The sequence below is a fragment of the Streptococcus sp. 1449 genome (assembly GCF_013276805.1).
Classification (GTDB): Bacteria; Bacillota; Bacilli; order Lactobacillales; family Streptococcaceae; genus Streptococcus; species Streptococcus pseudopneumoniae.
Map to the genome: position 1 here is coordinate 1 of NZ_VMLS01000043.1, position 18,557 is coordinate 18,557.

Annotated in this window: 30 protein-coding genes, 1 tRNA gene and 3 pseudogenes; 12 read left to right on the forward strand and 22 right to left on the reverse strand. The window is 38.1% G+C overall.

Translation table 11 applies throughout. The annotated features are described in order from the left end of the window. Together HT687_RS08035 and HT687_RS08040 are read left to right on the forward strand one after the other, a co-directional pair. Nucleotides 1-472: pseudogene (locus HT687_RS08035) on the forward strand (transposase family protein); the annotation flags it as partial. Nucleotides 473-574: 102 nt separating this feature from the next. After that, a pseudogene (locus tag HT687_RS08040) lies at nucleotides 575-682 on the forward strand (IS5/IS1182 family transposase); the annotation flags it as partial. Nucleotides 683-696: 14 nt separating this feature from the next. Here HT687_RS08040 and HT687_RS12365 read toward each other — a convergent pair. The 12 genes and pseudogenes from HT687_RS12365 to HT687_RS08100 all read right to left on the reverse strand — a co-directional run. Beyond that, nucleotides 697-1,031 (reverse strand): annotated as a pseudogene (locus tag HT687_RS12365) (site-specific integrase); the annotation flags it as partial. Nucleotide 1,032: 1 nt separating this feature from the next. After that, nucleotides 1,033-1,407, reverse strand: coding sequence for a HepT-like ribonuclease domain-containing protein (locus HT687_RS08050; RefSeq protein WP_001257560.1), 375 nt, complete (start codon nucleotides 1,405-1,407; stop codon nucleotides 1,033-1,035). Then, entirely contained in the window at nucleotides 1,388-1,702 is a 315-nt protein-coding gene (locus HT687_RS08055; protein ID WP_000263130.1) for a nucleotidyltransferase domain-containing protein, read from the reverse strand. The genes HT687_RS08050 and HT687_RS08055 overlap by 20 nt, the downstream gene beginning before the upstream one ends. Before the next feature lie 45 nt (nucleotides 1,703-1,747). Next, nucleotides 1,748-1,909 (reverse strand): type II toxin-antitoxin system RelB/DinJ family antitoxin, encoded by a 162-nt coding sequence (locus HT687_RS08060; protein ID WP_000077979.1) that lies wholly within the window; start codon nucleotides 1,907-1,909, stop codon nucleotides 1,748-1,750. Between the two features lie 89 nt (nucleotides 1,910-1,998). After that, on the reverse strand, nucleotides 1,999-2,376 hold the full coding sequence (locus HT687_RS08065) for a type II toxin-antitoxin system HicB family antitoxin (protein WP_000921490.1): 378 nt from the start codon (nucleotides 2,374-2,376) through the stop codon (nucleotides 1,999-2,001). Nucleotides 2,377-2,433: 57 nt separating this feature from the next. Beyond that, nucleotides 2,434-2,622, reverse strand: coding sequence for a type II toxin-antitoxin system HicA family toxin (locus HT687_RS08070; RefSeq protein WP_023936121.1), 189 nt, complete (start codon nucleotides 2,620-2,622; stop codon nucleotides 2,434-2,436). Nucleotides 2,623-2,894: 272 nt separating this feature from the next. Then, nucleotides 2,895-2,966 (reverse strand) — tRNA-Arg (locus HT687_RS08075). Between the two features lie 40 nt (nucleotides 2,967-3,006). After that, complete coding sequence (gene rplS / locus HT687_RS08080) at nucleotides 3,007-3,354, reverse strand: 50S ribosomal protein L19 (protein ID WP_001068669.1); 348 nt, start codon at nucleotides 3,352-3,354, stop codon at nucleotides 3,007-3,009. 118 nt (nucleotides 3,355-3,472) lie between these two features. Continuing rightward, on the reverse strand, nucleotides 3,473-3,802 hold the full coding sequence (gene crcB / locus HT687_RS08085; RefSeq protein WP_054388225.1) for a fluoride efflux transporter CrcB: 330 nt from the start codon (nucleotides 3,800-3,802) through the stop codon (nucleotides 3,473-3,475). Continuing rightward, the gene (gene crcB, locus HT687_RS08090; RefSeq protein ID WP_000712082.1) at nucleotides 3,796-4,170 is read right to left on the reverse strand and encodes a fluoride efflux transporter CrcB; all 375 of its coding nucleotides are present in this window, start codon (nucleotides 4,168-4,170) and stop codon (nucleotides 3,796-3,798) included. The genes crcB (HT687_RS08085) and crcB (HT687_RS08090) overlap by 7 nt, the downstream gene beginning before the upstream one ends. Beyond that, the gene (locus HT687_RS08095) at nucleotides 4,167-4,433 is read right to left on the reverse strand and encodes a chorismate mutase (protein ID WP_000362492.1); all 267 of its coding nucleotides are present in this window, start codon (nucleotides 4,431-4,433) and stop codon (nucleotides 4,167-4,169) included. The genes crcB (HT687_RS08090) and HT687_RS08095 overlap by 4 nt, the downstream gene beginning before the upstream one ends. Nucleotides 4,434-4,548: 115 nt before the next feature. Then, the gene (locus HT687_RS08100; protein WP_000241950.1) at nucleotides 4,549-4,992 is read right to left on the reverse strand and encodes a flavodoxin; all 444 of its coding nucleotides are present in this window, start codon (nucleotides 4,990-4,992) and stop codon (nucleotides 4,549-4,551) included. A 103-nt stretch (nucleotides 4,993-5,095) separates the two neighbouring features. Between HT687_RS08100 and HT687_RS08105 the strand changes: the two genes are divergently transcribed. From HT687_RS08105 to HT687_RS08120, 4 genes are all read left to right on the forward strand, one after another. Further along, on the forward strand, nucleotides 5,096-6,031 hold the full coding sequence (locus tag HT687_RS08105; protein ID WP_054388226.1) for a bifunctional oligoribonuclease/PAP phosphatase NrnA: 936 nt from the start codon (nucleotides 5,096-5,098) through the stop codon (nucleotides 6,029-6,031). Nucleotides 6,032-6,126: 95 nt separating this feature from the next. After that, nucleotides 6,127-6,369 (forward strand): type B 50S ribosomal protein L31, encoded by a 243-nt coding sequence (locus tag HT687_RS08110; protein ID WP_000710764.1) that lies wholly within the window; start codon nucleotides 6,127-6,129, stop codon nucleotides 6,367-6,369. A gap of 177 nt (nucleotides 6,370-6,546) precedes the next feature. Continuing rightward, nucleotides 6,547-6,831, forward strand: coding sequence for a type II toxin-antitoxin system RelB/DinJ family antitoxin (locus tag HT687_RS08115; RefSeq protein ID WP_050208398.1), 285 nt, complete (start codon nucleotides 6,547-6,549; stop codon nucleotides 6,829-6,831). Further along, on the forward strand, nucleotides 6,821-7,180 hold the full coding sequence (locus HT687_RS08120; protein ID WP_023936126.1) for a type II toxin-antitoxin system RelE/ParE family toxin: 360 nt from the start codon (nucleotides 6,821-6,823) through the stop codon (nucleotides 7,178-7,180). Before HT687_RS08115 ends, HT687_RS08120 begins: the two co-directional genes overlap by 11 nt. A 134-nt stretch (nucleotides 7,181-7,314) precedes the next feature. Here HT687_RS08120 and tatA read toward each other — a convergent pair whose 3' ends face one another. From tatA to HT687_RS08150, 6 genes are all read right to left on the reverse strand, one after another. After that, complete coding sequence (tatA, locus tag HT687_RS08125) at nucleotides 7,315-7,485, reverse strand: twin-arginine translocase TatA/TatE family subunit (RefSeq protein ID WP_000512107.1); 171 nt, start codon at nucleotides 7,483-7,485, stop codon at nucleotides 7,315-7,317. Further along, nucleotides 7,469-8,200, reverse strand: a complete 732-nt coding sequence (gene tatC, locus HT687_RS08130) for a twin-arginine translocase subunit TatC (RefSeq protein WP_138700688.1) — start codon at nucleotides 8,198-8,200, stop codon at nucleotides 7,469-7,471. The genes tatA and tatC overlap by 17 nt, the downstream gene beginning before the upstream one ends. Beyond that, nucleotides 8,201-9,889, reverse strand: coding sequence for an FTR1 family protein (locus HT687_RS08135; protein ID WP_172924145.1), 1,689 nt, complete (start codon nucleotides 9,887-9,889; stop codon nucleotides 8,201-8,203). Next, entirely contained in the window at nucleotides 9,864-11,078 is a 1,215-nt protein-coding gene (gene efeB / locus HT687_RS08140; protein ID WP_000136411.1) for an iron uptake transporter deferrochelatase/peroxidase subunit, read from the reverse strand. The genes HT687_RS08135 and efeB overlap by 26 nt, the downstream gene beginning before the upstream one ends. A 5-nt stretch (nucleotides 11,079-11,083) precedes the next feature. Continuing rightward, the gene (efeO, locus tag HT687_RS08145; RefSeq protein WP_172924146.1) at nucleotides 11,084-11,956 is read right to left on the reverse strand and encodes an iron uptake system protein EfeO; all 873 of its coding nucleotides are present in this window, start codon (nucleotides 11,954-11,956) and stop codon (nucleotides 11,084-11,086) included. A gap of 107 nt (nucleotides 11,957-12,063) precedes the next feature. After that, nucleotides 12,064-12,423, reverse strand: coding sequence for a hypothetical protein (locus tag HT687_RS08150; RefSeq protein WP_007284914.1), 360 nt, complete (start codon nucleotides 12,421-12,423; stop codon nucleotides 12,064-12,066). A gap of 162 nt (nucleotides 12,424-12,585) precedes the next feature. Here HT687_RS08150 and HT687_RS12205 point away from each other — a divergent pair, with 162 nt between their 5' ends. From HT687_RS12205 to HT687_RS08160, 3 genes are read left to right on the forward strand one after another with little or no spacing between them, the layout of a single operon-like run. Further along, on the forward strand, nucleotides 12,586-12,717 hold the full coding sequence (locus tag HT687_RS12205) for an SPJ_0845 family protein (protein WP_000268685.1): 132 nt from the start codon (nucleotides 12,586-12,588) through the stop codon (nucleotides 12,715-12,717). After that, nucleotides 12,718-13,623 carry a permease gene (locus HT687_RS08155; protein ID WP_000123618.1) on the forward strand — a complete coding sequence of 302 codons (906 nt, stop codon included), beginning with the start codon at nucleotides 12,718-12,720 and terminating at the stop codon, nucleotides 13,621-13,623. Beyond that, entirely contained in the window at nucleotides 13,620-14,435 is an 816-nt protein-coding gene (locus HT687_RS08160) for a TIGR03943 family protein (protein ID WP_000617832.1), read from the forward strand. Before HT687_RS08155 ends, HT687_RS08160 begins: the two co-directional genes overlap by 4 nt. A 129-nt stretch (nucleotides 14,436-14,564) precedes the next feature. Here HT687_RS08160 and HT687_RS08165 read toward each other — a convergent pair whose 3' ends face one another. From HT687_RS08165 to HT687_RS08180, 4 genes are all read right to left on the reverse strand, one after another. After that, entirely contained in the window at nucleotides 14,565-15,281 is a 717-nt protein-coding gene (locus HT687_RS08165; protein WP_023936133.1) for an alpha/beta hydrolase, read from the reverse strand. A gap of 3 nt (nucleotides 15,282-15,284) precedes the next feature. After that, on the reverse strand, nucleotides 15,285-15,596 hold the full coding sequence (locus HT687_RS08170) for a hypothetical protein (RefSeq protein ID WP_000420573.1): 312 nt from the start codon (nucleotides 15,594-15,596) through the stop codon (nucleotides 15,285-15,287). A 112-nt stretch (nucleotides 15,597-15,708) separates the two neighbouring features. Then, nucleotides 15,709-15,888, reverse strand: a complete 180-nt coding sequence (locus HT687_RS08175; protein WP_000216060.1) for a hypothetical protein — start codon at nucleotides 15,886-15,888, stop codon at nucleotides 15,709-15,711. A 12-nt stretch (nucleotides 15,889-15,900) separates the two neighbouring features. After that, a complete protein-coding gene (locus tag HT687_RS08180; RefSeq protein WP_000749590.1) occupies nucleotides 15,901-16,773 on the reverse strand; it encodes a DUF4300 family protein in 873 nt (290 codons plus the stop codon). Between the two features lie 671 nt (nucleotides 16,774-17,444). Here HT687_RS08180 and HT687_RS12370 point away from each other — a divergent pair. The 3 genes from HT687_RS12370 to HT687_RS11950 form a co-directional block, all read left to right on the forward strand. After that, nucleotides 17,445-17,762, forward strand: coding sequence for a S24 family peptidase (locus tag HT687_RS12370; protein ID WP_031233558.1), 318 nt, complete (start codon nucleotides 17,445-17,447; stop codon nucleotides 17,760-17,762). A gap of 134 nt (nucleotides 17,763-17,896) precedes the next feature. Next, nucleotides 17,897-18,178, forward strand: a complete 282-nt coding sequence (locus tag HT687_RS08190; RefSeq protein ID WP_172924147.1) for a tyrosine-type recombinase/integrase — start codon at nucleotides 17,897-17,899, stop codon at nucleotides 18,176-18,178. Nucleotides 18,179-18,254: 76 nt separating this feature from the next. After that, on the forward strand, nucleotides 18,255-18,557 hold a 303-nt coding region (locus tag HT687_RS11950; protein WP_345890534.1), incomplete at its 3' end, for a hypothetical protein.

Genomic DNA, 18,557 nt, shown 5'->3' on the forward strand with positions numbered 1-18,557 from the left:
ATTCACGAAAGCAACTTAACCCATCGGAGTCAATGGGTTGAAGTAACTCTTGTTCAAAGTGGTGTTACGATTTCAAGAACTCCTCTCAGTTCTGAGGACACGGTAATGATTGATGCGACGGAAGTAAAAATCAATCGTTCTAAAAAAACAATTAGAGAATGATTCTGGTAAAAAGAAATGCCACGCTATGAAGGCTTAAGCGATTGTCACAAGTCAAGGGAGAATTGTTTCTTTGGAGCTCGCTGTGAACTATTGTCATGATATGAAGTTGTTCAAAATGAGTCGCAGAAATATCGGACAAGCTGGTAAAATCTTGGCTGACAGTGCTTATCAAGGGCTCATGAAGCTATATCCTCAAGCGCAAACTCCGAGGAAATCCAGCAAACTCAAGCTGCTAACAGCTGAAGATAAAGCCTGTAACCATGCGCTATCTAAGGAGAGAATCAAGGTTGAGAATATTTTTGACAGAGTATAGTAGATTGAAACTAGAATAGTACACATCTACTTCTAAAATATTGTTAGAAATCGATTTGACTGTCCTGATCGATTTGTCCTGTTCTTATTTCATTTCACTATGAAAACGTTTAAAATATTTTCAACAACCTATCGAAATCATCGTAAACGCTTCGGCTTACGAATGAATTTGATTGTTGGTATTATCAATCATGAACTAGGATTCTAGTTTTGCAGGAAGTCTAATAAATATAAACCGTAAATATGCCTGCCTGCTTTTGCTATCATGGTTTGGCTACCTATCCCAAGTTCGGATAAAAATACTTTCAAGTATTTATTCAATCCATAATTTGTAGAAAGTTTATACCTTCTATCACAAGAGACCAAATCATATTTCTTTAATTCTTCACGATTATAAAGAACCTTATCTTGTTCCTCTTTCAATGCATCCAATACAGATATTAAATCTTCATCAATAATAATTTCTCTTATGGAAGTATTCGTTTTTTGAGGAATAAAATTTGTCGATTTCTAGCAAATCTTCCATACGTTTTTAGAGTTTCTCTTTCATTTTCTATTTTATAATTCACCTTCTAATTCTCTTATAATCGAGTGTAAAGATTCTTTCGTTTTGGGAACAGATTCCTTCAATATACCCTCTATAATTTTAAAATTTAAGTTAGAATAATTATGATAAATAAAATTTCTAAAACCTTTTATCTGAGTCCAGTTTATCCTATCTGAATACTTCTGTTTTACTTCCTCTGATAATTTGCCTAACGATAACTGTTCTCCTACCTGTCCTAAATTCATAGCGATAGAATCAACTACCATATCATCATCTAAAGGTAAATTATATCTTCTTGCTTTATACAAAACAGCATCGGCCTTATCAAGATATAAAACCATATCCTTCAAATATGCTATATCAGTTTCAAGAGATTGACTTCTCATAAATAACCTCTCTATCATTCAAAAAATTTTTCTTGACTAACTTCCCAATGTTTGTTTTTGGAGAAAGTAAATCACTAACCAATAGAATATCTATATTACCATCAAAAATAGTCAAAAGTCTACCATATACATCAAAATATATAGAATCATCCTCTAACTCCAAAGCAATATCAACATCACTTTTCCCATCAGCTTCGCCCCTAGCATAAGAGCCAAATAGATAAATTTTAGATAAATCATATTGTTTAGCAACAGGAACAATTTTTTCCTTTATCTGATCTATTGTATAAACCATAACCGAACCCCTTTAGATTATATCTATCCACACTTTTATTTCACCTTACTCAGAATCAAGTTTAACTTCAAAAGGAATACTTCTTGTCAACACACTTTGCTTCAAAAATAACTTCACAGCAGTTGACATATCCAACCCCAACTCATTAAAAATCGCAGTCGCTTCTTTTTTCAATTCATCATCTACTCTTACAGCAATTTGTGACATAGCATTTCTCCTTTTCTTCTTGTATATCTATTGTATCACTTTTACCAATACATATCAAACTTATTCCCTAATAAATACAGTCTTTAAATTTAAACTTGCAACTTCTTCTCTAATGCTTGTGCCAAAACTTCTGAATAGTTAATCTTTTCTCGATCAGCAAGACGAACTAGCCATTCAGGAACGGTCACGTTCTTTCTAATCGCCTTGTTACTTCTCACAAAAGGCGCAGGATCAACTTGAATCATTGATACAAAACCATCTGAAACTTCAATCTTTAAAATATCACTTGGAGTAGGCAACGCCATCCCTTCATCGATATAAGAAGCTAAAACATTTTCAAGCATTTCTCGAGCATTTTTCATCGCTTCTTCGATATTTTTTCCTTCTGTACCACCACCAAATTCTGGAAATTCTACCCAATATCCTGTTCCTTCTTTATGAAAAATAGCTGGATACGTTTTTAACATTCTACTACCCCCAACATTCTACTACCTCTGATGTAAAAAGACTTAGGAAAGTAAAAATTACAATCCTAAATCTTTGAGAATCTTTCTCTCCAATCCCTTTCCCAAATCTTCATTTCCATGAACTGGAATCGTGACAAGATAAGAAAAACCCTCTTTCTTAAAATGATGATGACTTCCTCTTTGACGAACTTCAAACCATCCATTCTCAAGAGCTAGTTTCACCATTTCTTTACCTGTAAGTGGCATATATATTCGTTACCTCCTTACACTTACTATTATACGCATTATGTGTATAATAGTCAAATTAAAACAAACCACTTTTTCTCAATAACTACAAAATAAAATAGACCAGCTTCCTGATCTACTTTATTCTATATTCATTGACTTTTGGTCAAATTTTGGTCACACTTTGGTCAAAGATTCCAAAAATACTAACCTATTTTAAAAAACTAAATTGTGATGATTGCCTACAAATAAACACTTTGAATATTCTTTATGTTTCTTTACGCTTCTTATTATGCCCCCTGCAGGAATCGAACCTGCAACTACTCCTTAGGAGGGAGTTGTTATATCCATTGAACTAAGGGAGCTAGATAAAAACTCTGCTGAAAAAGCAGAGTTTTAGTCGAATTAACGACGGATTTCTTTGATACGAGCTGCCTTACCTTGAAGAGCACGCAAGTAGTACAATTTCGCACGACGTACTTTACCGTAACGAACAACTTCGATTTTTTCAACACGTGGAGTGTGGATTGGGAAGATACGCTCAACACCTACACCGTTAGAGATTTTACGAACTGTGTAGTTTTCTGAGATACCAGCACCTTTACGTGCGATAACAACACCTTCAAAAATCTGGATACGTTCACGGTTACCTTCGACAACTTTCGCGTGTACACGAACAGTGTCACCAGGACGGAATGATGGGATATCTGTACGAAGTTGACCTTCAGTCAAGCTTTGGATTAATGGATTCATTTTATTCTCCTATCTTTGTCAATCTTGAGGAATCTTCCTCAGCGGATAAACTGTATTTTTGTGCGTCCATTACACACAAGATACAGTTTACCAAATTTCCACAAAAAAGTAAAGAAATTTATAGCAGAATTCCTAAAAAAATCGCAATCAAACCACCGAGGTAGGTCAAAGCTAAATAAGAATAAAATCCCTTCCTATCACTTAACAATCTTTGGAGTTCGTCATTCAAGGTCGAAAAAGTTGTCAAACCTCCACAAAATCCTGTTGCTAAAATAGCATAGACTTCCTTAGACTCCACATGATTGTAGAATAATCCAATTAAAAAACAACCTAGAAGATTGACTATGAGCGTTCCGAGGGGCAATTTAGAAGTTTGATTATAGCGGGAAAAGAAATAGCGTACGAGTGCTCCGAAACCACAAGCAATTGCAAGATAGACCATTACCATTTCTTCCTCCCTAGAAAATAAGCTAAGAGTAGGCCTCCACCGATGCTCAAAAGCAAATACAGGACTAAACTAAGATAACGCCCTGTATCAAGCAGCTTCACAGTATCAAGCATTAGGCTGGAAAAAGTTGTTAAACCTCCACAAAAGCCCGTCCCTAGTGCTAAAATCAAGCCCTTACTAGTCCCCTTATAGACCAGATATCCCTTGACAAGATAAATCAAGCAGAAAATTCCCAGATAGTTGACAAAGAGAGTGCCCCAAGGAAAGTCTGGACTGGCTGATAACCAAGTAGAAACAAGGTAGCGCACAAGTCCGCCCAACATAGCAGCTATAAAAATGCCTAGCGGATAAAATTGTTCTTTTTTCATTTGATATTCTGATTCTGATAATCACGCGAACGTTTGAGTATGTCCGAAAAAGTCGCGACAATAGTTTCCTGATAGCGCTTATCTCCTACACGACTTCTAACCTTTTCAAAAATAACCGCTTCTCTCTTGGTATCTAAAATCGGTTTACCTGAAGCTTTCTTATAGGCAACTACACCCTCAACCAAATGCATTCGTTCTTCTAAGAGCTTGACGATTTGGTCGTCGATTTGATCAATTTCTTGACGAATACTATCTAAATCCATACAGTCTCCTCCTTTATTTGAATTATTGTATCAAAAAGCCACCAAATAGGCTAGTAAAATCCTAACTCACGATAAGAAAAATGCACTGATTGATTACATCAGCGCACGTTTATACTTATCCTACTTTAGCAGCCAATTCTTCTGCGAATTGTTCCAAGCGCTCAATGTCTTCTTCCTCAGCAGAGAGATCAACTTTAACACATTCTGAACCTTTTTCTGCTCCTGTCGAAACAAAAACACGATCAAAGTCATCAACAGCCTTACAGAATTCATCGTAGAAGGTATCTCCTGAACCAACCACTCCGTAGATTTTGCCATTCAAGTTGAGATCTGCTAGGTCTTCGTAGAAGTCCATCATCTCATCTGGCAATTCTCCATCACCATAAGTATAGGTCGCAACGATAGCGATGTCTGCTTCCAAGAAGTCTGAAGCGTCAACAGTTGTACATTCATCAACATCAACATCCAAGCCCAAGTCACGTAATTTGTCTGCTACAATATCTGCAATTTCTTCGGTATTACCGGTCATACTGGCAAATACAATTTTTGCTAATACCATATCGTCCTCCTCAATTTATCTTTCTCCATTATATCACATCTTTTTCATTTTAAAAATAAAAATTCTTGTGCTACAATGAAATGAGAAAGAATTGAGGTTATTTATGGAAATTTGCCATCAAATTTTAGAAAAAATCAAAGAATACGACACGATTATCATTCATCGTCATATGAAACCAGACCCTGATGCCTTGGGAAGTCAGGTGGGTTTGAAAGCTCTTCTCAAACATCATTTCCCTGAAAAAACCATCAAAGCCGTTGGTTATGATGAACCAACTCTAACTTGGATGGCTGAGATGGATCTTGTTGAAGATAGTGCCTACCAAGGTGCCCTTGTCATCGTCTGTGATACAGCTAATACTGCTCGTATCGATGATAAGCGCTATCGTCAAGGTGATTTTCTCATTAAGATTGACCACCATCCAAATGATGATGTATATGGTGACCTATCTTGGGTGGATACTAGTTCAAGCAGCGCTAGCGAGATGATTACTCTATTTGCCCAAACAACCCAACTGGCCTTGTCAGATCGAGCTGCTGAGTTGCTCTTTGCAGGAATTGTTGGTGATACAGGTCGCTTCCTCTACCCTTCTACCACTGCACGGACTCTTCGTCTGGCTGCCTATCTAAGAGAACAGAACTTTGACTTTGCGGCTCTCACTCGCAAAATGGACACTATGAGTTACAAAATTGCTAAACTTCAAGGCTACATCTACGACCATCTGGAAGTGGATGAAAATGGTGCAGCGCGAGTTATCCTGAGTCAAGAAGTCTTGAAACAATTTAATGTTACCGATGCTGAAACTGCAGCCATTGTCGGTGCACCTGGACGCATTGATAGTGTTAGTCTCTGGGGAATTTTTGTGGAGCAGGCTGTTGGCCACTACCGCGTTCGCTTACGCAGTAAAATTCATCCTATCAATGAAATTGCCAAAGAACATGATGGTGGAGGCCACCCTCTAGCAAGTGGTGCTAATTCCTATAGCCTAGAAGAAAACGAAATCATCTACCAAAAGTTAAAAAACTTGCTTAAAAACTGATAAAATACTTGCCAAACTTTTCAGAATCTGATAGACTAGTATGGTAACAATCTATGGCTCGCAAAGAGACCATGGCAGAAAGGAAATATTGTAAAATGAAAAAAGATATCCATCCAGAATATCGCCCAGTTGTCTTCATGGACACAACTACTGGTTACCAATTCCTTAGCGGTTCAACAAAACGCTCTAACGAAACAGTTGAGTTCGAAGGCGAAACTTACCCATTGATCCGTGTGGAAATTTCATCAGACTCACACCCATTCTACACCGGACGTCAAAAGTTCACTCAAGCAGATGGACGCGTGGATCGTTTCAACAAAAAATACGGTCTCAAATAATGAGAAAAAGACAGCTTCGGCTGTTCTTTTTTGTTTCTTGAAATCAACTGCTGTTTTCATGTTCCAAACTAAAAAAACTTTACACTCTCGATAGTTTCTAGAGTACAAAGTTTTCTCTTGCCTAAAAAATATAAAAGATATATACTAGCTATATATAGTATAGATTGGAGATATACCATGACGACATCACTTACTAAACAGTACAATTTTAAAATCAATGAGTCATCAATGGAACAAGCTAGAGCTATCATCAAGGAAAAAGGAATGACTATGACGGATGCTATTAGTCTTTTTATCGAGCAGATTGTTCTCGAACAGGATTTACCAATAAAAACTGCAGAAGATATACATCGTGAGCGATTGATTCAGGAACTACAAGCCCAATCTGAACGCTCCTTAAGAGAATACGAATCCGGACAAGGAACTTCCCTAGACAATATGAGGCTACGATATGGCTTATAAAGTGAGTCTTTCTACTGAAGTGAGTCAGGCAATTGACAATATCCATGACTACATTACTACTGTTCTTTTATCACCTCAGTCTGCTAAGAATACTGTAGCCAGAATTTTAGACGGCTTAAAAAGTTTAGAAACTTTTCCTGAAGCTGGCTTTGATGCAGATGAAAAAATCGGACTAAAAATCAACAGTAAGTACCCTACGCGAGGAAAAATTATCGGTCAGTATATCTTGCTTTACTTTATCGACCAGACTCAAAGAACTGTTTTTCTTTCCCACTTATTTCACACCAAAAGTGACTATGTTACCTTGCTCCAAAGCAAAAATAACAAAAACTCAAAATCATCATTTTAATGTCCACCACTCTCTTAATAACCTTGTACTTATAAGGAACACAGTCTTCATTTTAACTAAAAAATAAAAAAACTTTGCACTCTAGCTAGCCACGCGATGGCTTCCAGAGTACAAAGTTTTTTATTAGACAAGGTTTAGTCTTCCTTATCTTGATTTTCAGCTCCTTTAACTGCTTTTTTAAATTCAGATAGCATTTTACCGATTGACTCGCCTAGTTCAGGCAATCGTTTTGGTCCAAATATCAAGAGAGCTCCTAAAACGATGATAATCAATCCTGGTGCTCCAATATCACGTAAGATTCCCATTCCTCTCTCCTTTCTGCTTGCGTTTCATAATGTGTTTGCTAATAGCAATACTTAATTCATAGAGTAATATCAAGGGGGCAGTCATTGCCAAATCGCTGACAAAGTCAGCTGGTGTTAAGATGACTGCGAGTACCAATAAGATAAAATAGGCATATCGGCGATAAGCAGTCAATAATTCTGGTTCAATGAGTCCAATCGACGTCAAAAAGGCAATGATAACTGGCAATTCAAAAATCAGAGCCAAAGGCAAGGTCGTTTGAAAAACAAAAGACAGATAATTTTGGGCGGTTAACTGCGTTTCAAATAGACCTTCTCCCAACCCTAATAAAACCTGAAGTAAGGCCGGTGTTACAAAGTAAAAACCAAAAGCCAGTCCAACTAGAAAACAAAGGAAACTAGCTGGAATATAGGCAAAGACAGCTCTAGCTTCTTCCTTCTTTAAACCGGGTTTAATGAAAGACCAAATATGATACACCGTGTAAGGCAAGGTGATAGTAAAGGCCATCAGACTAGCCAAACGTATGTAAATCCATAAAATATCATTAGGCCCTAAAACAATCAACTTTTGCTGAAAAGATTGGGTCACATACTGGTAAATCTGGTCTGCAAACAGCAGAGAAACAGAGAATACCAAAAAGAAACAAATGACTACTGCCAATAGTCTCTTTCTAAATTCTACCAGATGTTCAACGATTGTCAATTCTTTTCTATCCATTTATTTTTCACCCTGTCTAAAAGTGACAATCAAGACAATAATAACAAAGACTAGCTGGCTAACCAAGCCTTCCCAACTTGGATAAATTCCAAGCAAGTCGATCGTTGGAAAGCCTGTCACTAAGTGATTTGGTGCCATATTGGTCAACTGAAGAGCATGGATACTAACCCCCAGCATCTTGAAGGCTAGGGCATAAATCATCCAAGTCAGGATAAAGAAGACCTTATGTGGCAGGAAGAATTGACTGGCCTTGTTCATCACAAGGGCAATAATTACCAGAACCAGCAAGGCAAGTGAAATTCCCAAGACAAATTCAAAACTGGAAATTCTTGGTAAAATCCCAACATAAAAGAGAATGGTTTCTGCTCCCTCACGGAAAACAGCTAGAAAACTGAGGGCAAACATGGAAATAAAGGAGCCTGTCTTGGTCACTGTTTCCATTTGTGACTCCATAAAGGTATTCCATTTTTTGACCGAGGATTTGCTGTGGAGCCAGATTCCAATCAAAATCATCATAGCTACCGCAAAAATCCCCACTGCTCCTTCGATGATTTCACGATTGGAGCCTGATGTTACTACTGGAAAGGAAATTTGCAGGATGAAGGCAATAAGGAGACTGGCCATGATTCCAGTGATAGCACCACCATAAACCCACTTGAGCCCTTTTCGCATCTTGGCTGCTTTCAAGGTCGTCACCAAGGCCATGACGATTAAGAGGGCCTCTACTCCTTCTCTTAGAAGAATCAGCATAGCATCAAAGGCATTGTAACGTGCGCTAGTATCAATTTGTGATAAATCTGCAATCAGTTTTTCTAATTTTTCTTGGTATTCCTTCTCACCTCCCTTGACCATAATCACAGGGCTTTCACTTTCCACTCGAGTATAGAGGGAAGGATTGGTCGTGCTAACAGAACCTTCAATCGTTGGCCAGATAGTAATAAATTCCTTCATACTGGCTGCTCCTGATGCTTGGTCACCAGCTTGGAATTGTTCCAAAGCCTTTGTCAAAAAGGCAATACCGTCTTTAAGACTCAAATCAGAAGATGTTGCTACGACTGCTTTTCCAGCTACAAAATCATCAATAGCCTTTTTTAAGTCCTCAAAGGAAATCTGGATTGAATTAAAATCTGTAGGCTCGGTTTCCATACTACTACGCAAGAAAGAAATAGCTGTTTCAACACGTCCATAATGGGCCGTACTATTGTCACGAACCACACTTTCATTGATGGTCCAAGTGGAATTCATTTTCTTAAAGGCCTCTCGGACCTTTTCCAAATCTTTGGAAGTAATAGCCTGTTCCAAGGCTTCAAAACGTAGACTCAGACGGTTTAGCAATTTTTCCTTTTCCGCATCTAGGTCAATAGGATTTTGTTCTTTTTCAAAAGCTAATAGGGCTGCAGAAATTTCGGTGAGTTTGTCTTCAGTAATCTCGCCTGATTGAGCTAACTTTTCCTTAACAACTTTACCAGCCTCAGAATTGCTGTCTTCTACTCTTTCGAAGTCTGATGCCATCTCCTGAACGAGTTTCTGGGCCTCAGACTGATTCCCATTTTTCACTGCTTTAGAAGCATCTGTGATTTTCACAAAGTAAGAACTCAAGCTTTCTTGGGCACCTACTGGGGAAAGAATTAAAAATGACAAAGCTAAAACTAGTAACCAGCTTCTAGCCTTCCAATAATTTCTGACCAATGTAGCCTCCTTTCTCCACACCACCAAAGCAAGCAAAGAGTCCACTACCGATGTGAGTGATATATTCATTCATCTTATCAGTAGCACCTAGATTGGTTTGAACCTTGACAAAGTTATCAGGATCCTTCTGGAAAGAAATGAAAAGCAATCCTGTATCAAACTGGCCAGTTTTTTCATCAATTCCATCAGAGTAAGAATAAGAACGTCGCAAAAGGGGCTTGTCTACTTCCTTAGCTAAACGAACATGCGAATCATCAGGTAAGAGACTCAAATCCACTTCATCAAACTCATTCTTCTTACCAAAGGGAGCACCACTTTCCTTGTAACGACCAAAAGTATTTTCTTGTTCTTCAAGACTAGTGCGATCCCAAGTCTCTAAAAACATCTGAATCCGACGAACTGCCATATATGAACCATTTTCCATCCAATCCTTACTATCAGCCCAGATAACGCGGTCAAAGTCTTGCTCCTTGGTTGGATTTGCTGTTCCATCTTTAAAACCAAAGAGGTTACGCGGAGTCTCCATTCGATCACCGATAGCTGCAAAACCAGACTGACTCCAACGGAGGGTCACTGCATTTCTCCCCTTACGGATAAGATTTCGAATAGCATGAAAGGCAACCTGCTCATCATCTGCACAGGCCTGAATCACAATATCTCCACCTGTATATTTTTCACGCAATTGCTCCTTCGGAAAAGGCGGTAAATCTCTGAACACTTGAGGACGCTTGTTTTCCAAGTTCATCTTTTTCAAGAAACTGGCAGAGACACCAAAAGTCAGGGTCAAACGATGCGGGTTAAGCCCGACTGTCTCCCCAGTATCGCTAGGAGGTAAGAGAGCATTCTGGCCATCTTTTTTGACCAATTCCCCCTCAACCAACTTGGCACTATAATCCGTCCAATCCTTGAACAACTGGATAATCTTATCTCTATCCGTCGTATGCAAGTCCAAAACGACAAAATAGATATTCTTTTGCATGGGCGTACTAATCCCAGCTTGATGCTTGCCATAAAAAGCAATTTTTTCATTTCCGTACGAGATTTTTTCCTGACTTCCTAGCTTAGGTGCGAAAAAAGCAGAAGCACCAGAGAGTCCTAGCGCTAAACCAGCCCCTCCAATCCCTGCTTTTTTTAGAAATTCTCGACGGTCCATTTTCTTTTCAAAAAACTTTTCGTCTTTTTCAGTCATGACTCTTATTCTCCACTAAGAAATTTACCCATTTGTGATAGAGGTTCACCAAGTTTTGTCACAGCTTCTGACAATTCTTTGGTATCTTCTTTTGTCAAATCAGTATAGAGTTTGTAGTGTTCCTTGTCGGTCATTTGTTTGTCCAGCAAACTATTAACTGACTTGAAATCTGCTTCCAATTCTTTAACTAGGTTAGCATCTGATTTTTCAAGTAAAGGTTTAAAAAGTTGGAAAATCTTCTCAGCTCCCTCGATATTTGCACGGAAATCATACAAGTCTGTATGAGAATAAATTTCCTCTTCACCCGTAATCTTGCTTGTCGCTACTTCGTTAAGCAAGTCGACTGCCCCAGTCAACATGACCTTGTAGTCCACATCCACAGTTGCAATCTTGGCTTTCAATTCCTTGATATCATTGACCAACTGATCGCCATAACTTTCAGTTCCTTTAGTTGTATTGTCTTCCCAAAGGATACGCTCGATACGGTGGAAACCTGACCAACCTTCTTCTGTCTTGTTTTCGTCCATATAGTCTGCCAAACGGAAGTCAATCTTGACATCTGACTCACCAAAACTTTCAGCAATTGGTTCTGAACGCTCATAAGACATACGAATCAGTGGATAAACCTTTTTGGCTTCTTCTAACTTACCTTCTTTCAACAGTTTGACAAAGCCTTCCGTATCTGTCAAAAGCTTATCGATTTGCTCTTGCACAAAAGTCTTATATTCAGCAGTGACCTTATCAAGCATTTTTTGCTTGTCTTCAGACAAGGCTGTCACCTTAGATGAATCATTTGTCTCGGTTGATTTTTCAAAACGGACTGCACATGCTGTCAGTAGCAAGGCTGAAGATAAAAGGACAAAACCTAGTTTTTTCATTGTATACTCCTATCGGTTCAGGAAACCTGAATTCATTTTACGTTTCATTATACTATGTTTTTTCTAATCTGTCAATAAATTTTCAGACAATTTAATGTTATGTTTTCTCAATCTACCAGACTTAATACGACTTTGTAACTTGTAATCTTGTAAACGATACATGGTCGGAACATAAAAGAAATCACCACTTTTATGTAACTTAATCGCAACTTAATCGCAACAAGAACATTATTATCAAATCTTTTTACATATTCAAAACTGGCGTCTTTCTCTCGTGGATTGATGCCGACGAAATCTGGGTTCCTTAGTATGAGTTCCAGGTCTTCAATATGATGAATCACATCATTGTGATGGCCTTTTATCATATGGCTTCTCAAACCGTCTTTGTTGACCTTTATGTCGCTCGCTTCAAGAACAATATCAAAAATTTCTTTTACTTCATCGGTAATCTGACCGATTTTTTTCATAATCCATAATTTCCTCCGTTATTCCACAACTATTATATCACAATCATAGTGTATATCAGGATATATCAAACTCTATTATTCGTTAGATACTCAATTTTAACTTTTCCCTTTTCCTCAAAATAATAGTATAATAGAGGTAGAATTTAGAATCGAGGTACACCTATGGCTGTAAAATTTACAAAACGAGACGACTTGGACAAGATGTTTGAAGAGTTTGCTAAACTCCCAGATTTGAAACAAGTCACTTTCCCTGATGACAAAGAGAAAAAAGCCAAAGCAGAAAAGAAAAACTAGATGACTGCTTTTCAACAACTCCCATCTAGTGTACTTCAGACTGGGGCTATTTTCCTCTCCATTATCATTGAAGCCCTCCCTTTCGTTCTGATAGGAAGCATTGTCTCAGGGCTGATTGAGGTTTATATCACACCTGACAAGGTTTATCATTTTCTCCCTCGAAATCGTTGGGGAAGAATCTTTTTTGGCACCTTCGTTGGAATACTTTTCCCCTCTTGTGAATGTGGAATCGTCCCGATTATCAATCGTTTTCTGGAAAAGAAGGTTCCCAGTTACACGGCCGTTCCCTTTCTTGTGACAGCACCTGTTATCAATCCCATTGTTCTTTTTGCGACCTATTCTGCCTTTGGCAACTCCTTCCATGTCGCCCTATTACGAGCTCTGGGTTCCATTCTTGTGGCTGTAATACTAGGAATTTTTCTAGGATTTTTCTGGCAAGAACCGATTCAGAAAGAAAATCGTCTGACTTGTCATGAGCATGATTTTTCTTACTTGAGTTCTGCAAAAAAAGTTTTTCAGGTCTTTGTGCAGGCCATTGATGAATTTTTTGATACGGGGCGTTATTTGGTATTTGGCTGCCTCTTTGCTTCTATAATACAGGTCTACGTTCCGACTCGGATTCTGACCTCTATCAGTGCGACCCCTCTTTTTGCCATCCTGCTCTTGATGATTTTATCCTTTCTTCTTTCGCTCTGTAGTGAGGCGGATGCCTTTATAGGTGCTTCTCTTCTCTCGAGTTTCGGTTTGGCTCCAGTTCTGGCCTTTCTCGTCATTGGCCCAATGCTGGATATCAAAAATATTCTCATGATGAAAAATTACTTGAAAGCACGATTTATTAGTCACTTCATTACGATTGTGACTCTGGTCGTTTTAGCCTATTCTCTCTTGATTGGAGTCATCCTATGATTCGATTTTTAGTTTTAGCTGGCTATTTTGAACTGACTATTTACCTCCATCTGTCGGGCAAACTAAACCAGTACATCAACATGCACTATTCCTATCTGGCCTATATCTCCATGGTGCTTTCCTTTATCTTGGCAATTGTTCAATTGTATATCTGGATGAAGCAAATCAAAACCCACAGTCATCTGAACAGCCGATTGGCCAAGATGACGAGTATTTCTCTTCTGGCTATTCCACTTGTCATCGGCTTAACTTTCCCAACTGTTAGCTTGGATTCTCAGACCGTTTCTGCTAAAGGTTATCATTTCCCCCTATCGGAAGGAACGGATCTAGCCATTCAGACAAGTGAAGGGACGACAAGCCAATATTTGAAACCAGACACCAGTTCTTATTTTTCAAAATCAGCCTATGAAAAGGAAATGCGAACGGCGGCGGATAAATACTTGTCCCAGGATAGCATTCAAATCACTAATGAAAACTATATGGAGGTCATGGAGGCTATCTACGACTATCCAGATGAGTTTGAGGGCAAGACAATCCAGTTTACAGGCTTTGTCTATAACGACCCCAGTCATGCCAATAGTCAATTTCTGTTCCGATTCGGCATTATCCACTGTATCGCAGATTCTGGTGTCTATGGATTGCTGACCAAGGGAAATACCCGGCAGTATGAAAACAACACTTGGATTACGGCCAAAGGAAAACTGCTCAATCACTACCATAAAGAACTCAAACAAAATCTCCCAACCTTGGAAATCGACAGCTTTACAAAAGTCGATAAACCAGAAAATCCCTATGTTTATCGAGCTTTTTAAGAAAATCAAGATAAAAACGAACAAGTTCTCTTCTGAATGACAGAAAAGAGCCTGTTCGTTTTTTTTGTTATATGAGAATTAGTGACTTGTAGATTTTCATCTTATACCATTTCAAGCCATACAAGCAACTCAGTGAGAATAAGAGAGCCACTCATTAATCATACTAGCGATTTTTTTGGGTGCTTCAGTATAAAGCTCATGGCCAACGTTTTCTAGAAAAATAGTATCAAAATAATCTGGTAATTCTTTTAGTGTTTCCTCTCTCCATGTAGCTTCATTAGGATAGCGAGGACTAATAAACAAGGTATCTCCCACTTCTCTCTTAAAAGCTTGTATTTTTCTCCGTAAGCGGAGTATCGCTTCTATATTTTCATAATTTATAGCCAACTCATATCTATTATACTCAGAATTCCAGTGATAGGACTGCCTTACGGCTTTCTCCATATTTTCTGACCAATGCTTTGCTTCAGATTTTTCTTTAGAAATAAGAAGAGCTAAGTCCGAAACGATTTGAGATTTGATATAATTTTTAGTTTCCTCTAACTCTGTATCTAAAGGTAAAATCTTATCTAAATCTAGATAGCCACCATCCAAAAGAATCAGTTTCTTCACTTCTTGAAATTCCGATGCGAGATAACGAGCCAAATCTCCTCCAAGAGAATGGCCTATCAGACAGATAGATTCTTCCTCTTCTATCGATTTTTTAAACCATGATTTCAATTCTGTTTCATCTCGAAGATGCTTTTCATAAGGATTTAGAAAATAGACCTGCGAATCTAGTTCTTGAAGAAGATCCTTGCTATGATAGACATTGCTTCCCAAACCGCCAATAAAATACATTTTCATTCTCTACTTAATACTATGCTTATTCATCTTTTGTTCAAAGATAGTTGTGATAATCTGACGTAATTCTTCTCGTTCTTTTTCTGGAATCTCACCACTTGTTTGAGCTGCAGCGTAGAGTTCAGGGTGTTCGATTGAAATGCGTTTAATCGTACGTGTCGTAGCATGTTTTCTGACGAAAAATGGGATTCGCTTAATCAAGTCTTGTGGGACAAGCGCAAGAATCTTCTCAGCAGTTTCCTTGTCACTAATCTTAGACGTCGTCAGCCCATTCTTTATCATTTCCTGTTCTTTTTCTGTAAAATCTTTTAATTCCATCTGATTAGTCCTCCTATTTTCTCTAAGTTAAATTATATAGCAATCTGGATAAAACTACAAATGGACTATCTGGAAATAGGTGCAATACTGTAAAGACGAGTCTGTTCTTTAATTATAAATCTTCCTCCTCAGTCACTTCCCATACTTCTGATTGATAGCCATTCCCATCAATATCGTATCTTTGGATATAGCCAATAAATGTTTCATTTTTTCGTGGTTTCTGGCTATTAACGATTGAAATAACCCACCAACTCATCAAAAATAGAAATAAAAGTCCTAGGATTACTGTCATATCATACCACCATTAAAGTTTAACCCACTTATCATTATCCATGATAAAAGGCTGAGCCAGTCCCTCGCCTGTATAATCCGCATACTTGGTGCCTAAATACTTGTAACAATCTTCCTTGCTGGCAAATTTAATCGCTTGGTAGGGCTCTTCGAAAGTCAATTTCTCTACAAATAAGAAACCGTCATCAGCCGGTACTAAGACTCCAACGTGGCCTACAAACAGATACTCACCATCCAGATTGTCGTGCAAGACTACAGATAGCATTCGAGCTTTGTCGTTGAATTGAAATTGGGAGAAGAATGTTTCCATCTTTTCAGCGTGAACCTTGACATCCGTCGTTGCCTCAGTTGGAACTCTCGAAAATAGAATATCAAACTCTTCCTTATCTTGTGAATCAAAGACCTTCCCCTTATCAATCGCATCGTTATCTAGGAAAAGCAATTGATCATTCTTATCAAGTTTTGGAATGGTGACTGAATTTTTCAAAAGACAATAACTATTGATACGGCAGTTGGTCCCAACAAAATCACCCTTCTTTTGATTCCAGAGATGACTGATTTTTTCAACATCGTATTCTGTGTGAGTAAAGGAAGTGAAATCTCCTGATAAGCCAGTTGAGCCGACAATGGTATTGTAATCATTAACGAGATTAAAAAAGGCATCAACACTATTTGGATCCAAGTGAGCTGATAAGAGAGATTTGACCTCTTCTGTACTTACCTGATTGTTTAGGTTGGTGTATGAAGCTTTCCATGGAACTTTCGTTGAACTACTTTGCCTTTGACTCGTCCCATTCGAAGTTGTAGCATCTTGCTGACAAGCTGCCAAGCCTAAAAACAAAGCTGAACAGATTCCTAATATGGCTAATTTTCTTGATTTCTTCATCTTTTTCTCCTAAATGTCTTGGATTAAAGTTTCTTTAACTACTGCTTTACAGATATTGATTACTTTCTCATTTAATATGTTCATCGTCTTTCCCTCCGATTTGTTTTTTTGTTATTTCCTTAAGCTTGATTTAATTATAATAGGCGTTTCGTGCTCTGTCAACAATTTTTTTACGAAAACACAACAAAGTTTTCATTTTCGTGGATTTCGTGTTATGCTTTACTTATAAAAACAGAAAGCGATTTCATTCGTGGATAAAGAAGAGATTGCAATTGTTACATGCGAAAAATAAAACAATATAGACTAGTAATGGTTGGACTCAATAAGAATTGAGTACCAAGATTGGTATAAGTAAAAACACCCTTGGAAACTATGAAAAAAGGGTTAGGTCTACTAAGAAAAATACTATATTTGACTTAGTTAAAGTATTCAGTAGCTTGATTGATGTCCTCTTTCCTCCAGTTCAAAAGGATTCTCCTAGCGATATCCAATCTATCTACGACCAACGGGCATCACCCAGACAAGGTAAAGTACTGACCTATGCCGAGAGGCAACTGTATGAGAAGAAAAACGATGATAAACGAAGTATCGCAAAAATCATCAGACTGGACGACTACAGACAGACTACTTACTCTCGTGTTAGGTAGTTTATCTCTGCAGGTAGCCGCTCGATGCAGGACGACAATTTAGATATGGAGTTTCCATTCTATGAGGATGAAATCCCAGACGACTACGACGCAATCGCTTATGTCGTCAGCAAGTCCATGGAGCCAAAGATAAGAAACGGCAACTACCTATTTATCAAGAATCCCCCACAGATTGACTATAATACCATCGGCATCTTCCAAGTAGACGGTGCTAACTATGTCAAGAAACTCCGCCAAGGCTACCTCAAAAAACTCAATCCCGAATACCCCGACATCCACCTAGACGAAAGCACCCATATTCGTACCATCGGGAAAGTTGTCAGGCTGTATAGGGAGAATTAAAAAAGGGGGAGAATGGCGATATAAAACAAACAGATTTTAAAAGATTCGAAAAAGTTCATTCTACATTTCAAAAAAAGAATAAGTGAGCTAAAGCAGATTATATTTTGTTAAACAATAGTGATATGTAAATTTAGATAAAGGCATTTAAGTTCACTTTTCAAAAGGCAAATACTAAACTAGCGAAACCGATAAACCAGCCCCTTAGTTCCCATATTTTCAGGCACACACTCCTTAGTACACTAGCCGAGAAGAATATCCCATTAAAAGCTATAATGGTTAGAGTGGGACACAAAGACGCTAAAACAATAAATAACATCTACACTCACGTAAGTAAAATAATGGAGCAAGCTGCTTTGGAGGTTTTAAATACCATATCATTAAATCGAAAATATATCAGATTGAATCTAGACAAGTAGATTGCGATTGCTAAAACATTTGTAGAAATTCATTTGACTTTTCTAATCAATTTGTGCATATCTTATTTCATACTCAATGAAAATCAAAGAGCAAACTAGGAAGCTAGCCGCAGGTTGCTCAAAGCACTGCTTTGAGGTTGTAGATAGAACTGACGAAGTCAGCTCAAAACACCGTTTTGAGGTTGCAGATAAAACTGACGAAGTCAGCTCAAAACACCGTTTTGAGGTTGTAGATGAAACTGACGAAGTCAGCTCAAAACACCGTTTTGAGGTTGTAGATGAAACTGATGAAGTCAGCTCAAAACACCGTTTTGAGGTTGCAGATAGAACTGACGAAGTCAGCTCAAAACACCGTTTTGAGGTTGTAGATAGAACTGAT

Excerpts from the sequence above, each read along its gene's own strand:
- tatA (WP_000512107.1), bottom strand. The coding sequence starts at position 7,485 with ATGGGAATCTTACGTGATATTGGAGCACCAGGATTGATTATCATCGTT.
- HT687_RS12205 (WP_000268685.1), top strand. The coding sequence starts at position 12,586 with ATGGCTGTAAAATTTACAAAACGAGACGACTTGGACAAGATGTTTGAA.
- tatC (WP_138700688.1), bottom strand. The coding sequence starts at position 8,200 with ATGGATAGAAAAGAATTGACAATCGTTGAACATCTGGTAGAATTTAGA.
- HT687_RS12370 (WP_031233558.1), top strand. The coding sequence starts at position 17,445 with ATGCAGGACGACAATTTAGATATGGAGTTTCCATTCTATGAGGATGAA.
- HT687_RS08100 (WP_000241950.1), bottom strand. The coding sequence starts at position 4,992 with ATGGTATTAGCAAAAATTGTATTTGCCAGTATGACCGGTAATACCGAA.
- crcB (WP_000712082.1), bottom strand. The coding sequence starts at position 4,170 with ATGAAAAAAGAACAATTTTATCCGCTAGGCATTTTTATAGCTGCTATG.
- HT687_RS08055 (WP_000263130.1), bottom strand. The coding sequence starts at position 1,702 with ATGGTTTATACAATAGATCAGATAAAGGAAAAAATTGTTCCTGTTGCT.
- HT687_RS08150 (WP_007284914.1), bottom strand. The coding sequence starts at position 12,423 with ATGAAAAAAATCGGTCAGATTACCGATGAAGTAAAAGAAATTTTTGAT.
- HT687_RS08175 (WP_000216060.1), bottom strand. The coding sequence starts at position 15,888 with ATGACAGTAATCCTAGGACTTTTATTTCTATTTTTGATGAGTTGGTGG.
- rplS (WP_001068669.1), bottom strand. The coding sequence starts at position 3,354 with ATGAATCCATTAATCCAAAGCTTGACTGAAGGTCAACTTCGTACAGAT.
- HT687_RS08155 (WP_000123618.1), top strand. The coding sequence starts at position 12,718 with ATGACTGCTTTTCAACAACTCCCATCTAGTGTACTTCAGACTGGGGCT.
- HT687_RS08180 (WP_000749590.1), bottom strand. The coding sequence starts at position 16,773 with ATGAAGAAATCAAGAAAATTAGCCATATTAGGAATCTGTTCAGCTTTG.
- HT687_RS08160 (WP_000617832.1), top strand. The coding sequence starts at position 13,620 with ATGATTCGATTTTTAGTTTTAGCTGGCTATTTTGAACTGACTATTTAC.
- HT687_RS08170 (WP_000420573.1), bottom strand. The coding sequence starts at position 15,596 with ATGGAATTAAAAGATTTTACAGAAAAAGAACAGGAAATGATAAAGAAT.
- HT687_RS08165 (WP_023936133.1), bottom strand. The coding sequence starts at position 15,281 with ATGAAAATGTATTTTATTGGCGGTTTGGGAAGCAATGTCTATCATAGC.
- crcB (WP_054388225.1), bottom strand. The coding sequence starts at position 3,802 with ATGGTAATGGTCTATCTTGCAATTGCTTGTGGTTTCGGAGCACTCGTA.
- HT687_RS08060 (WP_000077979.1), bottom strand. The coding sequence starts at position 1,909 with ATGTCACAAATTGCTGTAAGAGTAGATGATGAATTGAAAAAAGAAGCG.
- HT687_RS08105 (WP_054388226.1), top strand. The coding sequence starts at position 5,096 with ATGGAAATTTGCCATCAAATTTTAGAAAAAATCAAAGAATACGACACG.
- HT687_RS08050 (WP_001257560.1), bottom strand. The coding sequence starts at position 1,407 with ATGAGAAGTCAATCTCTTGAAACTGATATAGCATATTTGAAGGATATG.
- HT687_RS08070 (WP_023936121.1), bottom strand. The coding sequence starts at position 2,622 with ATGCCACTTACAGGTAAAGAAATGGTGAAACTAGCTCTTGAGAATGGA.
- HT687_RS08095 (WP_000362492.1), bottom strand. The coding sequence starts at position 4,433 with ATGGATTTAGATAGTATTCGTCAAGAAATTGATCAAATCGACGACCAA.
- HT687_RS08065 (WP_000921490.1), bottom strand. The coding sequence starts at position 2,376 with ATGTTAAAAACGTATCCAGCTATTTTTCATAAAGAAGGAACAGGATAT.
- efeO (WP_172924146.1), bottom strand. The coding sequence starts at position 11,956 with ATGAAAAAACTAGGTTTTGTCCTTTTATCTTCAGCCTTGCTACTGACA.
- HT687_RS08110 (WP_000710764.1), top strand. The coding sequence starts at position 6,127 with ATGAAAAAAGATATCCATCCAGAATATCGCCCAGTTGTCTTCATGGAC.
- HT687_RS08115 (WP_050208398.1), top strand. The coding sequence starts at position 6,547 with ATGACGACATCACTTACTAAACAGTACAATTTTAAAATCAATGAGTCA.
- HT687_RS08120 (WP_023936126.1), top strand. The coding sequence starts at position 6,821 with ATGGCTTATAAAGTGAGTCTTTCTACTGAAGTGAGTCAGGCAATTGAC.
- efeB (WP_000136411.1), bottom strand. The coding sequence starts at position 11,078 with ATGACTGAAAAAGACGAAAAGTTTTTTGAAAAGAAAATGGACCGTCGA.